Below are 12840 nucleotides of genomic sequence, written 5' to 3' on the forward strand. Positions count from 1 at the left end.
GATAAGAGAAGGGGTACATTATGCATATACAGATACTGACCGTTGGGAAATTAAAAGAGCGCTATCTCGTGGACGGGATCGCGGAGTACGTGAAGCGTCTTGGCCCGTATGCCAAGATGCAAATGATTGAGGTGCCGGATGAGAAGGCACCTGAGAACATGAGCCCTGCTGAGGAACAGCAGGTACGTGATCGTGAGGGCGCGCGGCTGCTAGCTGCACTGCGCCCAGATGTGTACGTCGTGGCGCTGGCCATCGACGGCGAGATGTGGACGAGCGAGCAGCTGGCGAGCTCGCTCGATAAGTTGGCCACCTATGGGCGGAGCCAGGTGGCTTTTGTTATTGGGGGCTCGCTCGGGCTGTCGAGCGAGCTGCTGCGCCGTGCGGATACGCGGCTGAGTTTTGGCCGCATGACGCTGCCGCACCAACTCATGCGGCTGGTGCTGGTGGAGCAGATTTATCGCGCGATGCGGATAAATCGGGCGGAACCGTACCACAAGTGACGGCGAATTTTCAGAGAAAACCTAATTTGGAAACAGCCAGAAATATTCCGACAATAAAGGGGTATGATTAGTGATGCATCGGAAAGTTAAGGTAGCCCTCAATTCTTTACTGATCGTTCTCAATATGCTATATTGATGACGGGGGGAATGAAATGGCCAGAAGCAAGGAGTTTGAAGAGAGTGCGGTATTGGATAAAGCGATGAGACTCTTCTGGCAGCAGGGCTACGAGAAGACGTCCATGACTGATCTGGTCGAGCACATGGGAATCCATCGAAGAAGTTTGTATGACACATTTGGCGATAAACATCAGCTGTTTCTAAAAGCGATGGATCGCTTCGACAATAAAATTAGCGCCTCTCTTGAAGGAGGAGTTAAGCGCTCCAAGACTGCAGTGGAAGCTCTTCAGTTTATTTTCGAACTCATGATTGAGGGAGAAGAGGACTCGCCTCCCGGATGCTTAATGGTGAATTCGGCCGTGGAGCTGGCAGCACGAGATGCCGATGTGGATACAAAGTCCACTGAAGCGTTCGCTACAGCAGAGCAGCTTCTCAAAGACATTATTGCTTGGGGGCAACGGGACGGTCAGTTCACCACTGATTATGAGGCCGGTGAATTGGCGGAATATCTGCATAATGCATGGGTGGGGTTAAGGGTAATGGCAAGAACATCGGTTACTAAAGAGAAACTTCACCGTATTGCTCAAGTATCGATAAAATTTCTAGAAAAATAACAGATTCATTTCTTCCCCATATAGAAAACAATTTTTTTTTGCCATTATTAGAACGATCGTTCCCAAATTTGAACCGAAAATGGAGGTGACATGATGCAAGCCATGGTAATTGAAAAATACGGCAAATACCCGCTTAAGTTGGCTGACATTCCAATGCCTGCAGTAGGAGATCATGATGTGTTGGCGGAAATCCATGCGGCAAGTATTAACCCTCTCGATCTCTTAGTGCGGGATGGCAAATTACGCGTACTGTTGAAATACGATATGCCGCATGTTCTAGGATATGATTTCTCAGGCATTGTCATTCAAGTGGGGAGGAAGGTTACAAAATTCAACATAGGCGATGAAATATACGGACGGCCAAGTAAGGGCGGAGCCTTTGCTGAATATATTTCCGTACATGAAAACGATATCGCCCTAAAACCCAAAAACCTATCCTTTGCGGAAGCAGCGTCAATCCCATTGGTCGGGCTTACGTCTTATCAAGTATTGCATGAACGATTGAAGCTATCGGCCGGACAGAAGGTATTGATTCAAGCTGGATCGGGCGGCGTCGGTACGTTTGCGATCCAACTTGCCAAAGCGATGGGACTTTATGTCGCAACAACGACAAGCGAAGCTGGAGCCAAATTGGTCGAATCGCTTGGAGCCGATCGAATCATCAATTACAAAACAGAACAATTCGATACGCTGTTACAAGGTTATGATGCCGTTCTCGATACCAAAGGCGGAGAGACTCTAGAGAAGGCCTTTAAAATTGTCAGAAAGCAAGGTCAAATCGTATCCGTCGTAGGGCCGCCGAATGCACGGTTCGGAGAAGCGGAGAGGCTTGGCTTCATTAAAACGAATATTTTTCGATTGATTGCCCGTAAGATCACAAAATTAGAGAAAAAACACAATGTCAAATACAGCTTCTTGTTCATGAAGCCGAACGGCAGGCAACTGGAGATCCTTTCCGAATGGATTGAATCCGAAAAAATAAAGCCTGTCATCGATAGAATTTATCCTTTTGAAGAAGCTCAAAAGGCGATGGAGTACTCAGAATCGGGCAGAGCAAAAGGGAAGTTAATATTAAAGATAAAGTGAGGAGCATCTTATAATGAAAATTTCTGAACAAATTGCATTTGTCACTGGCGCGAACCGCGGCCTTGGTCGTCATCTTGCCCTCGAACTTCTATCCAGAGGGGCTAAAGTGTATGCTGGGGCAAGAAATCCGGAATCCATTGATATTCCAGGTGTAATACCTGTAAAGCTTGATATTACCAACCCGCAAGAGGTAGCTGCAGCTGCTATGACCGCGAAGGACGTTACGCTTCTGATCAACAATGCAGGCTCGTCTACAGGCGCTTCTTTACTTGACGGAGATCTCGATAAAATTCACTTGGAATTCAATACGCACTTCTTTGGCACACTGTCCATGGTTCGTGCTTTTGCACCTGTTATTTCAAATAATGGTGGGGGGTCCATTCTGAATATTCTTTCCGCATTATCTTGGTTCAGTATGGGAAGCGCAGGCGCCTATACGGCTGCAAAGGCGGCAGAGTGGGCTCTGACGAACGAGTTGCGCTTAAATCTGTATCCACAAAAGGTGAGAGTAGCCGGTTTGCATGTGGGCTTTATGGAAACCGATATGACGGCAGGTATTGAAGCTCCTAAGGTCGACCCTGCGGGAGTTGCAAAAAAGGCTATCGATGGAATAGAGTCCGACAGCTTTGAGATTCTTGCCGATGAAGCAAGCCGTAATCTCCAACGAGGTCTAGCCGGCGGTGTTGCTGCGTTGTACCCACAGCTGGCGTGATGAGCAAAACGGTACTCATCACCGGCGCGTCGGGCGGGATAGGTAAAGAGCTGGCGGATCGATTCGCCAAAGATGGATAGGACCTGGTGCTGGTAGCACGTAGTGAGGCCAAACTCCTTGATCTCGCGAAGGAATATCGGGAAAGATACCGCGTCCAAGCGACCGTCGTCGCCAAAGATGTCGCGTTGGCTTTCCTTCCGCGGTTACTGCCACGCAAGCTGATGACCCATTGGGTCGGATCCGCAACAGTGCAAAGTAGAACAGTAACCCAATATATACAAAAGAGGAGTGCATGAAAATGGAAAAACTATGGAGCAAAACGAAAATTGGAAATCTGGAATTATCTAATCGGTTGGCGATGGCACCAATGACACGAAGCAGAGCGCAAGAGGATGGTACACCTGGAGAACTAACTCCCCTTTATTATGCTCAAAGAGCATCTATGGGTTTAATTATAACGGAAGGTACACAACCTTCTGACGATGGTCAAGGCTACTTAAGATCACCTGGCATCTATACGGAAAAGCATATTGAAGGTTGGAAAAAGGTTACGGATGCGGTGCATGAAGCAGGCGGATATCTGTTTATCCAATTAATGCATGTCGGTCGGATATCGCATCCCGACAATACTCCGCATCATCGTCAAGCAGTTGCGCCATCTGCGATCGCACCTGGCGAACCAATATTTACGGCTAAAGGGATGCTGGAAGTACCTGTTCCAAGAGAGTTAAGTGAAGAAGATATTCAAACGACAATTGCGGACTTTCGAAAAGCGGCAGCGGCAGCTATTGCAGCAGGAGCTGACGGCGTTGAAATTCATGGAGCCAACGGATATCTGATTAATCAGTTTATCAGCGAAAATGCGAATAAACGAGTGGATAAATACGGTGGATCGATAGAGAATCGTGCTCGATTTGCACTTGAAGTAACGAGAGCAATCGTTGAAGAAATCGGAGCAGAGAAAACAGGCTTCCGTATTTCCCCGGGAACACCTCTTAACGGGATTGAAGAAGGCGAACAAGGACCTGAGGTTTATCTCTACCTTGTAAAAGAATTAACTAAATACAATTTAGCATACCTCCATGTTATGCATTTAGGGAACGAAACACTGCTCCATGAGATTCGCAACATCTGGTCAAATCCATTATTAGTAAATCGAGCTGGACGGGCTCTAGAAGATCTTAGTGTAGATGTTGATAATGGCCTTGCCGATGTGGCGCCAGTCGGGGTATGGTCGTTAGCTAATCCGGATTTGGTGGAGCGTCTTAAAGAAGGTTTCCCTTTGAATGAAGCAGACCGTACAACATTGTACTCTGGTAACGGGAGCGAGGGCTATACGGATTATCCAACGATGAAAGAATTAAAGTCTCAGAAGGGGTAAGTATAGCTTGAATGGTAAAAAATAAGTTTCCTAAAAAGTTCGGAGCAAGGTGATGACGGTACTCAACCGGCGTCACCTTGTTCCATTTTCCATTATGCTTCTTCAAGACTGTCATGCAACTGTTGGGTGCCTCAAAAATTCGCCGTTAGAGTGATACGGAGAACCGTACCACAAATAGTGGTAAAGCAAAAATCGAGCCTAATAATAAATAAGGAATTTATGAGCAAACTATAAGAAGGGTCACATTGTTACATTTACCTTACTGGAATTGATTTTTTGTAACGTATGAGTTACAATTGAGGCATAAAAAAGAAGGTGAGAGGTGTAAAACATGGCTCTTACGTATGAGAAGATTGGCGAGAGATTAAAGGAAGCCAGGAAGTCAGCGGGATTTACTCAAGATCAGGTAGCGGAATATTTAAATATTAAACGTGAGATTATCTCATATTTTGAGACAGGGAAAAGACAGATTGATACCCTAACACTTAACGGTATGGCAGAACTATATGGCTTCTCGCTTAATTACTTTCTAAGTCACGATGAAGAAGTGACACATACTGACACAGATGGAGTATTAACTGCATTCCGAGCATCGGGAATAAATCAAGAAGACTTAGAAGTGGTAATGTGGGCTAGAAAGTTTGCTCAAAACTTAAACAGCCTAAATAAACTGTTAGGTGATAATTAATGACAGACAATTTGTATGAGAAATCTAGACAACTGGCCACTGAAATTAGATTTAAGTTTGGCTTTAATAGTATTGAACCGGTCAAGATTGAAAACATCTATAAGATGAATAAGATATCCCTGATTAGAAAGCCCCTGCAAAGTGATATTTCAGGTATTTTTTTACGTCAGGGGAAAACCGAAGTGGTACTTGTAAATACGAGTAAAACCATAGGCCATCAAAATTTTACTACGGCTCATGAATTGTATCATGCTCTGTTTGATTTACATTTAGAAAGCAGAGTTTGTAAAGTTGGTGTCTATGATTCAAAAAATGAATCAGAACTAACGGCAGACTTTTTTGCAACTAATTTACTTATGCCTGAAGAAGGTATTCATTTTTACCTAAATAAACGAAAAGGAACCCAGAGAGACATAGAATTATCAGATATACTTTATTTGGAGGAAATTTTTCAGGTTAGCCATCTTGCAATGTTGATTAGGCTGAGTAATTTGAAAATCATTACTGATGCACAAAAAAATGCTTTTTGGCCAAATGTAAGAAAAAATGCAATTAGACTTGGGTTTGATGATGCTTTATATACTCCAACCGAAGATAATGCTATTCAGTCTGAGTTTTTGGAGCGTTTAAATGAAGCGTTTGAAAGAGAGTTGATTACGTATTCTCGGTATGAAGAACTTTTATTGGACGCAGATTTATTAAACGTAGATGTAGAGGAGGGTTACGAAGACTATGTCGACTAGTCCTCCTAAACTTTTTGATACAGATGTTCTATCTTGTTTTGCATGGGTTGATCGTATGGATATATTAGAAACGCTTTATCCTGAGAATCTTTTAGTTCTGCCTGAGGTTATTTATGAGATAAGCAGGGTCCAGCATCTTAAAAATAAAATTGAGGACTGTGTGAATAAAAAGGCTCTATCCATTGTTAATTTAGATCCATTGGGGAACGATGGGCAGGAGTTCGCAAAACTTCGTGGCGAAAATAAGTATGGTTATGGAGAAGCGGCTTCTATGGCTTACGCAAGATATAAGAATGTAATAGTAAGCAGTAATAACTTAAAGGACGTACTTTCATATTGCACAACGCATTCAATAGCACTAATAAGTACAAGAAGAATTATGTATGAGTTTTATAAAAATGGTGGCGTAAGCATGGATGATTGTGAGAATCTATGGGCTGAAATGATCAAAAGGAAAAGAAAACTTCCATGTTCCACCTTTAAAGAGGCATTTGAGTTTTATGAAAATGGTAATGGCAAGGATTTAAAGTTACATAAGTACTAGGAATTTATTATTTCATATATTTTAAACTATTCAATGTAGAAACTCCGACAGAAGTATATTCGGAGTTTTTATTTTCTCTGAAATATGGATAATCAAATACATGCTGTGTCAAAGTGGAAGGGAACATTTGGTTAATTAAAGATAAGAAGAACGAAATTGGGGTATTTAGCATTGAATACTATGACATGTTGCACATATACTACCCACGCTCTCACTATTTTAATAATTCGAAACAATCAAGGCTACCGATTAATTCGATAATATTGAGGTGGTTTGTTCTCCCCAATAAGTCGATTCACATGATAGTCAATCATAAAGCAATTCCCTGTTGGATAATGCATTTCACCTTTACTGTTGCCGCTGAATCATAATGCCCTAAAGCTGACGGATTTGCCTGTCCAGGGATTGACGAATGACCGTATCACAATAAAGGAAAAGGATGCCCCCATAAACGTGTACCTGTTCGAGCAGGTTCACTGGAGACATCCTCACACAAAAAATCAACATGGTCATTGTATCAAATTATGAGCTGGTTGAGAAGATCACCGGCGTTTTTTGTTAGGTGTGCGGAAGTGGTTCCCTGCCCCTGTTGTGGGGAAGAACTCAAAGTTATGGGTAGTCGGAAACGTATCTGTAGGAATGCTTCGGGAGAAGTCAGAGTGCTATCACTTCGAAGATTACGCTGTACGGGTTGTTGTAGGATCCATCACGAACTACCAGACTGTTTGGTTCCTTACAAGCGTTACGAATCTACTTGTGTGGAAGACGCAGTTTCAGAGGATGCTACCAAAGTTATTGTTGCAGCAGATGACTCTACGTTGTACCGCTGGCGAAGTTGGTACAACGTACTAGCAATCTACTGGTGCGGTGCTCTTTCCTCGATCGCAGTTCGCTTTCATCAACAACCCTTGGAGGTTTCGTCCACCCCTTCAGGGTCTACACACCAGAAAATAGGACTCATCGTTGGTGATGCTCCCAGATGGCTGGCTAGAGTTGTCCGTCCCATTGCCAATGTGAATTTATGGCTACATACCCGTTCTGCATTCTTGTCCACGGATGCTTTTGGTAGACTCAGTTCATAGTCTAGCAAAAGGAGATGAGCATGGATGAAAGATAAGCAGAAAGCGGAAGAGATTGCCGCACAGCGAGTGCAACTGTTATCACCACTGCTGGCAGAAGGACTGGATCCCGCCAAGGCAAAAGAACTAAAAGCACGAATTTGTGAGCAAACCGGTCTATCCGAGAGGACATTGCGCCGCTATTTAGAACGCTATCGGCAAGAGGGCTTCAGTGGGCTAAAACCCCTGAGTAAGGGAAGGCAGCCATCTGAAGCCGTTATTGCAGCGCCGCTTATGGAGCAAGCTATCCTACTGCGTCGTGAAGTGCCCAGCCGAAGTGTTGCTCAAATCATTCAGATTTTGGAATGGGAAGGCCGCATTACACCTGGTGAAATTAAGCGCAGTACACTGCAGGAAAAACTCACGCAGCGTGCCACCTGCATACTTACCTGATTTTGCTGTGACTAGGCGGCCAGAGCGAGTTCTTTCATTGATCAAGTTCCGCTCAAATTCTGCAAAACTGCCAAGCATCTGTAACGTCAACATTCCATTGGGCGTTGAGGTGTCGAAGTTTTCAGACACGCTAATAAATGCAATGCCATGTGGCTGTAAATCTTCTTCAATCATAATCAATAGATTCTTCAAGTGGCGATGAATCTATCTGACTTGAAAACGACGATTGCATCAATTTGATTACTTTTATCTTGAGCAAAATCAAGCATTTCAGCATATGCAATTCTTTCGTCAATTTTAGAGCCAGACTTTGTTTTATCGACAAAAATTTCTTTTAATTTCCAATCCTGACTGGTACAATATGCCTGTATTCTCTTTTTCTGTTCTGCTACTGAAGTATTATCTTTTTGTGAATTAGAGCTTATTCGGACATAGCCAACAACGGACTTAATTGCTTGTTTTATATCCCAGCCTCCTGTAAGTAATCATCAAATAAATCATATGGAGATTGTACTTAGCAGGAGTTTTCTTGTACACATAAATTGCTATTTGGTCATATATAGAACTCCAATTGTTAAAAATCAAAACGAAATTGCCAAGCAAAATTAGCTTGCAGTTTGTCAGCAGATAAAGAGCTTACTACATAGTACTTACGGTGTAGAGCTTGAATTAATTATCAACGAGGAGTTCCAGCAATGCTTGAATGAATTAAAGGAATACGCAAAAAGTAAAACGAAGTTAAGTTGGGGGATAATTAAAAATGAACAAAATGGTTAGTTTTCTTTTGGCATGTATAATGGTTATGACATTAGTGGGATGTGGCGGCAATTCGAACAAACATGAAGGTGAAGCAAAAACTCCATCAGGTTCAAGTGCTCAAAAAGGTAGAGATTATAATAAGGTAGTTGATGACCTTAAATCAAAAGGATTCAAGAACATCAAAACAGAAAAGATTGAAGATTTAATTACAGGTTGGATAACAAAAGATGGAGAGGTTAAAGAAGTATCTATTGGAGGCGATGTGAATTATTCTCCAGATAAATGGATATCTGCTGATACAGAAGTCATTATTAAGTATCATACATTCAAAAAAGAAGATACTGCGAGTGCAGCAAAATCTGGGGCAAAGGATAATTCAAGTGCAGAACAACCGAAAGTAGAAATCCTAACAATAGAAAACAACAAAGAATTGGCAACAATACTTAGCACAAAAGATGAGACTAGTCCTCTTTTTAAAGAATTTGCTAAGAAGTATGATGGTAGAACTATTGAGTTTGATGGGAATACCGCTTATGTGAGTCCATACAAAGATTATAAAACAAGATTTGATTATTTAATTTTTGCTGGTGACTACAGTACAACTACTTTCTCGGGACCTGAATTCCAAATTAAAAATGTTAATTACTCTGATTTACATCTTACAGGTAATAATATTCCTGACTCTTTTGGTAAAGGTCATAATATTCGTATCACTGCTACAATTGTGGGATTCAATGAAGACCCTAGACTTATTCTACTTAAGCCAGTTTCTATCAAAATGAGATAAATATCTTTAACACATTCCTTAATAGGTTAATATGCTACCCTATGTTAAAAGAAATGTAGCATATGAGAAGTTAGGATTAGGCGGTTGTGGTCGTTGGGATTTCATTATCAAACAAGGAGATAATTAGAAATGATGAGATTCTTAGGGCTTATGTTGATTTGTGGGTTTTTATTTTTTTTCTTGGGACCGTTGCCGTTTATTGTAGTTATATTGGCCTACCTGGTCAAATGGGTAGTTCGTCGTTAACACTCACGATCGCAAGAAAACACAGCCTATTAAAAGGATTACAAATAATTAGAATATCGATGACAAGAGCAAGCAGTTACAGGGTTTTATAGATCATTGTTGTATGAAAATTGAGTCTACGCATCCTCAAGTATTCGTGAATCATATTAGAAAGGGAAGAACAGACGCAACTAAGAAAGTCGAGCTACTACAAAAAAGTGTTCACTATTATGATGTAACTATCTCGAATGATGATATACAAGTAATGTTTTCAAATCTGCAAATATACTTAAAGTACGTGTTTGAAGATTTAATTAGAGAACAGTATCAAAAGGCGGCAAAGTAACCACACAACAAAGAGCCATAAAGAGTCATGCTGTAAGTCATGACTTTTTATGGCTCTATTTTTAGATGACAAATCGCACTTCAATCTTCTCTAAAATGTTATACCGAGACGCAATACGGTGAACCGTACCATAAGTAAAGGCGAAATTTATGCAGTTATGGTATTGAAGTAAACTGTATCATCGTCGCATTTACCTGCACTATCCAAAAGATTCGAGCAGACCATGCTTGAACTTTTCTTAATGATTTTTAAATTCACACTTGATGGAAAACACTTGAACTAGTGTAACGATCAGCGTCTTTTCTAACCGGTTTGTAAATATTGCTTATACAATGGGTTAACATAAGGGCTTTTTCGATTGTTAGGGAGTGTAATATTGGGCTAGTTGAAATATTAGGTCCAGTAGTGACAGCGAAAAATCTGGTTATGGTGGAGGAGCTTAGTAGATTGACTGATTAGTGAAAAAAATGATTAACTCCCAATAATTAAGAGGGTTTACGTGATAAATTCACAATATTTCACATTTTTTGTTGCGTCCATTGGGTGGGGGAGAAGGGCTACATTTAAGGATAATTAGAGTACTTCGTAAATAAGGTGTTAATCGAAATTAACCGGAGGTAAACAGGTTGAAAATATTAAAATATACAAAAGAGATTATTTTTCTGATATTTGCCCTATCAGTTGCAATCAAATTTATTTTTATGGATTTTACAGACTGGTCTCTCCCCGATAATTTAACCAATTTATTAGCGTTAACATTGGCTCTCTTATCTATGGGGTTGTCTGCTCTTTTTTATTTCAAAGCAAATGACACAAGTAATAAATTCTATAACAACACATACCAGTTTACAAAAGAGATATCTGAGAAAATAGGTAGAATAGAAGAAAGATTTGGTAAAGACTTAAGCAGTATTGAAAAGAGTTATTCAAGAATTCTTGATCGTATGGACAAACCTCACTTTTTTGAGTCAATAGAACAAGAAATTCAAACAAAGACCCTGAATCAAACAGTACTATCAAAAGAGAAAGAAGAAATACTAAATCTTCTTATTGAGAAAGCAAACATTAGTGAGGAAGAAAAGATTCAAATTAGTGAGAAACTTCAGTCAAAGGAACTTGAGCTCGCAGACGTTAAAAATAGATTATTTGAATTACAGAATGAACTAGATGCATTTCGTAGTAAATTTGAATTACCCCCTCACACTAAAAACCTCATTGAATATGTAGTAAAAGGGATTATTAATCGAGGTGAGATGCCCGGGGGATTTAGAGAATTCCTAAAACTGGCTGAAAAGAACATGTTGCTAATGGATGAAAAACAACTAAATATATTAATGATTGAGGGAATATTAACCCCAGAATATAACCTATCTAGAATAGGGAGAAAATTAATTATTCAGACTTTCAAAGATGTCAGTTAACGTCGGCTACACCATATTCATGCATAGCTGCCGATTCTTGGTATAAGGATGCCGTATACGCGGCTAGTGCCGCGAATATCATAAGAGGTACAAGCGACAGCGCCTTCGATCCAGAAGCAAACGTTACACATGATCAACTGGCGGTGACGATCGTCAATGCTTACTTTTATGCTATCTGTAAAAAATTGAGCGATCTGCAATACAATCTACGGTTAATTATGAAGATGAAAGCAGCATTAGCGATTGGGCCAAGCCATATGTAGCGGCGAGCACAGGTAGCTTTGGTTGTCGTGCGGATGCTGAATAAAATAAAATAAATTTTTCCAAATAATGAAGCTATCCCAATAGTGGCCAAAGCTACTTGAGGCGACGGCTTCTTTTTTAATCCAAAAACTATATAATTGCTATATATATCCTATAGCAGCACTAACCGGAGGACGGCATGCAATTTCAACCAATGTATGAGAATGGGGAATTATTTCTACCGAAAATCGAATTCAGTATGACAACGAACCGATGTATCGGCATCATAACGGATTTGAAGCGAAAGCAGCTCTTAATGAATCAAGTAGGGAATCGTTCTAGCTATTATGTATTTCAAGTTCAACAAAGCGAGTATATGCGTTTAACGGTGGAGGAGCTCATCACTTTTCTCATCCAAGTAACGGAGAGGAATGAGCGTGTAGCTTTGTTGCTGGACTATTTTGCTCTAAGGGAAGTACGGAAGGTAAAAATTAAGGATTTGAGCTCATCGAAAAGGATGTATGTGACATTGTTGCGCGTCTTTTTCGCACATCAGCCTATACTTGTACTGGAGGAACCTTATTTTTACTTAGAAGAGCAAGACCGTCGTCAATTTAAACGGATTCTTGATGACCTTTTGAAAGAAAAGCAAGTATTAATTTTAACTTCAAATTTAGAGGATGCCATTATTTCCTGTGATGCTATCTATCGATTGAATGAGTTGGGATTTCATCAATTGGATATTCGGGACTCAGAAGAAGATAAGCATGAAGTGCAGAAACAAGATGAGACGAATATAACGTTGCAGAAGATATCTACCAAACGAAATGATAAAGTGATCTTATTTGACCCGCCTGAAGTCGATTACATAGAAAGTATTGAGGGTTCGATCCTCGTTCATGTGGGGGGAGAAAATTATGTCTGCGCACTGACGCTAACCGAGCTCGAGATGAGATTGTTGAACTTCGGATTTTTCAGGTGTCATCGATCCTACATCGTTAATCTGCAAAAAGTAAGAGAGATTATTACTTGGACGAAGAATAGCTATAGCTTGCGATTACATACAGGTAAAGATGCCGTGGTTCCGTTATCTCGTACAAAATTGCATGAATTAAAAGCGCTTCTGAATATTTAATTTCCGGGGAAATGTCGAACCAATCACG

14 protein-coding genes and 2 pseudogenes are annotated in these 12840 nt (G+C 40.8%); 15 read left to right on the plus strand and 1 reads right to left on the minus strand.

All coding sequences use genetic code 11. The annotated features are described in order from the left end of the window. Positions 1–20: 20 nt before the first annotated feature. The 11 genes and pseudogenes from rlmH to AC58PV_RS14080 all read left to right on the plus strand — a co-directional run. Positions 21–500, plus strand: a complete 480-nt coding sequence (gene rlmH, locus AC58PV_RS14030) for a 23S rRNA (pseudouridine(1915)-N(3))-methyltransferase RlmH (protein ID WP_497432847.1) — start codon at positions 21–23, stop codon at positions 498–500. 152 nt (positions 501–652) lie between these two features. Next, entirely contained in the window at positions 653–1231 is a 579-nt protein-coding gene (locus tag AC58PV_RS14035) for a TetR/AcrR family transcriptional regulator (RefSeq protein ID WP_497432848.1), read from the plus strand. 93 nt (positions 1232–1324) lie between these two features. Next, a complete protein-coding gene (locus AC58PV_RS14040) occupies positions 1325–2317 on the plus strand; it encodes an NADP-dependent oxidoreductase (protein ID WP_497433104.1) in 993 nt (330 codons plus the stop codon). Between the two features lie 13 nt (positions 2318–2330). Next, positions 2331–3029, plus strand: coding sequence for an SDR family oxidoreductase (locus AC58PV_RS14045; RefSeq protein ID WP_497432849.1), 699 nt, complete (start codon positions 2331–2333; stop codon positions 3027–3029). A gap of 86 nt (positions 3030–3115) precedes the next feature. Beyond that, the gene (locus AC58PV_RS14050; protein WP_497432850.1) at positions 3116–3325 is read left to right on the plus strand and encodes a hypothetical protein; all 210 of its coding nucleotides are present in this window, start codon (positions 3116–3118) and stop codon (positions 3323–3325) included. 2 nt (positions 3326–3327) lie between these two features. Further along, positions 3328–4410 (plus strand): alkene reductase, encoded by a 1083-nt coding sequence (locus AC58PV_RS14055; protein WP_497432851.1) that lies wholly within the window; start codon positions 3328–3330, stop codon positions 4408–4410. A 331-nt stretch (positions 4411–4741) separates the two neighbouring features. Continuing rightward, positions 4742–5098: a helix-turn-helix domain-containing protein gene (locus AC58PV_RS14060; RefSeq protein ID WP_497432852.1), complete on the plus strand. Its 357-nt coding sequence runs from the start codon at positions 4742–4744 to the stop codon at positions 5096–5098. Continuing rightward, on the plus strand, positions 5098–5841 hold the full coding sequence (locus tag AC58PV_RS14065) for an ImmA/IrrE family metallo-endopeptidase (RefSeq protein WP_497432853.1): 744 nt from the start codon (positions 5098–5100) through the stop codon (positions 5839–5841). Before AC58PV_RS14060 ends, AC58PV_RS14065 begins: the two co-directional genes overlap by 1 nt. Beyond that, positions 5831–6385, plus strand: a complete 555-nt coding sequence (locus AC58PV_RS14070; protein WP_497432854.1) for a hypothetical protein — start codon at positions 5831–5833, stop codon at positions 6383–6385. The genes AC58PV_RS14065 and AC58PV_RS14070 overlap by 11 nt, the downstream gene beginning before the upstream one ends. A gap of 524 nt (positions 6386–6909) precedes the next feature. After that, on the plus strand, positions 6910–7467 hold the full coding sequence (locus AC58PV_RS14075) for a DUF6431 domain-containing protein (protein WP_497432855.1): 558 nt from the start codon (positions 6910–6912) through the stop codon (positions 7465–7467). Positions 7468–7491: 24 nt separating this feature from the next. Further along, positions 7492–7875: pseudogene (locus AC58PV_RS14080) on the plus strand (helix-turn-helix domain-containing protein); the annotation flags it as partial. A gap of 69 nt (positions 7876–7944) precedes the next feature. Here AC58PV_RS14080 and AC58PV_RS14085 read toward each other — a convergent pair. Beyond that, positions 7945–8360: pseudogene (locus AC58PV_RS14085) on the minus strand (recombinase family protein); the annotation flags it as partial. Between the two features lie 296 nt (positions 8361–8656). Here AC58PV_RS14085 and AC58PV_RS14090 point away from each other — a divergent pair. From AC58PV_RS14090 to AC58PV_RS14105, 4 genes are all read left to right on the plus strand, one after another. Next, on the plus strand, positions 8657–9442 hold the full coding sequence (locus AC58PV_RS14090; protein WP_497432856.1) for a DUF4839 domain-containing protein: 786 nt from the start codon (positions 8657–8659) through the stop codon (positions 9440–9442). Between the two features lie 1197 nt (positions 9443–10639). Continuing rightward, complete coding sequence (locus tag AC58PV_RS14095) at positions 10640–11434, plus strand: hypothetical protein (RefSeq protein ID WP_497432857.1); 795 nt, start codon at positions 10640–10642, stop codon at positions 11432–11434. Between the two features lie 23 nt (positions 11435–11457). After that, positions 11458–11697, plus strand: a complete 240-nt coding sequence (locus tag AC58PV_RS14100) for an S-layer homology domain-containing protein (RefSeq protein WP_497433105.1) — start codon at positions 11458–11460, stop codon at positions 11695–11697. Between the two features lie 179 nt (positions 11698–11876). Then, on the plus strand, positions 11877–12812 hold the full coding sequence (locus tag AC58PV_RS14105; protein WP_497432858.1) for a LytTR family transcriptional regulator DNA-binding domain-containing protein: 936 nt from the start codon (positions 11877–11879) through the stop codon (positions 12810–12812). Positions 12813–12840 lie beyond the last annotated feature (28 nt).

The organism is Paenibacillus sp. J22FR83 (genome assembly GCF_059691955.1).

What these genes read in the sequence shown, in the direction of transcription:
- AC58PV_RS14055 (WP_497432851.1), top strand. Translation starts at nt 3,328, where the DNA reads ATGGAAAAACTATGGAGCAAAACGAAAATTGGAAATCTGGAATTATCT.
- AC58PV_RS14060 (WP_497432852.1), top strand. Translation starts at nt 4,742, where the DNA reads ATGGCTCTTACGTATGAGAAGATTGGCGAGAGATTAAAGGAAGCCAGG.
- AC58PV_RS14035 (WP_497432848.1), top strand. Translation starts at nt 653, where the DNA reads ATGGCCAGAAGCAAGGAGTTTGAAGAGAGTGCGGTATTGGATAAAGCG.
- AC58PV_RS14075 (WP_497432855.1), top strand. Translation starts at nt 6,910, where the DNA reads ATGAGCTGGTTGAGAAGATCACCGGCGTTTTTTGTTAGGTGTGCGGAA.
- rlmH (WP_497432847.1), top strand. Translation starts at nt 21, where the DNA reads ATGCATATACAGATACTGACCGTTGGGAAATTAAAAGAGCGCTATCTC.
- AC58PV_RS14045 (WP_497432849.1), top strand. Translation starts at nt 2,331, where the DNA reads ATGAAAATTTCTGAACAAATTGCATTTGTCACTGGCGCGAACCGCGGC.
- AC58PV_RS14105 (WP_497432858.1), top strand. Translation starts at nt 11,877, where the DNA reads ATGCAATTTCAACCAATGTATGAGAATGGGGAATTATTTCTACCGAAA.
- AC58PV_RS14065 (WP_497432853.1), top strand. Translation starts at nt 5,098, where the DNA reads ATGACAGACAATTTGTATGAGAAATCTAGACAACTGGCCACTGAAATT.
- AC58PV_RS14090 (WP_497432856.1), top strand. Translation starts at nt 8,657, where the DNA reads ATGAACAAAATGGTTAGTTTTCTTTTGGCATGTATAATGGTTATGACA.
- AC58PV_RS14070 (WP_497432854.1), top strand. Translation starts at nt 5,831, where the DNA reads ATGTCGACTAGTCCTCCTAAACTTTTTGATACAGATGTTCTATCTTGT.
- AC58PV_RS14040 (WP_497433104.1), top strand. Translation starts at nt 1,325, where the DNA reads ATGCAAGCCATGGTAATTGAAAAATACGGCAAATACCCGCTTAAGTTG.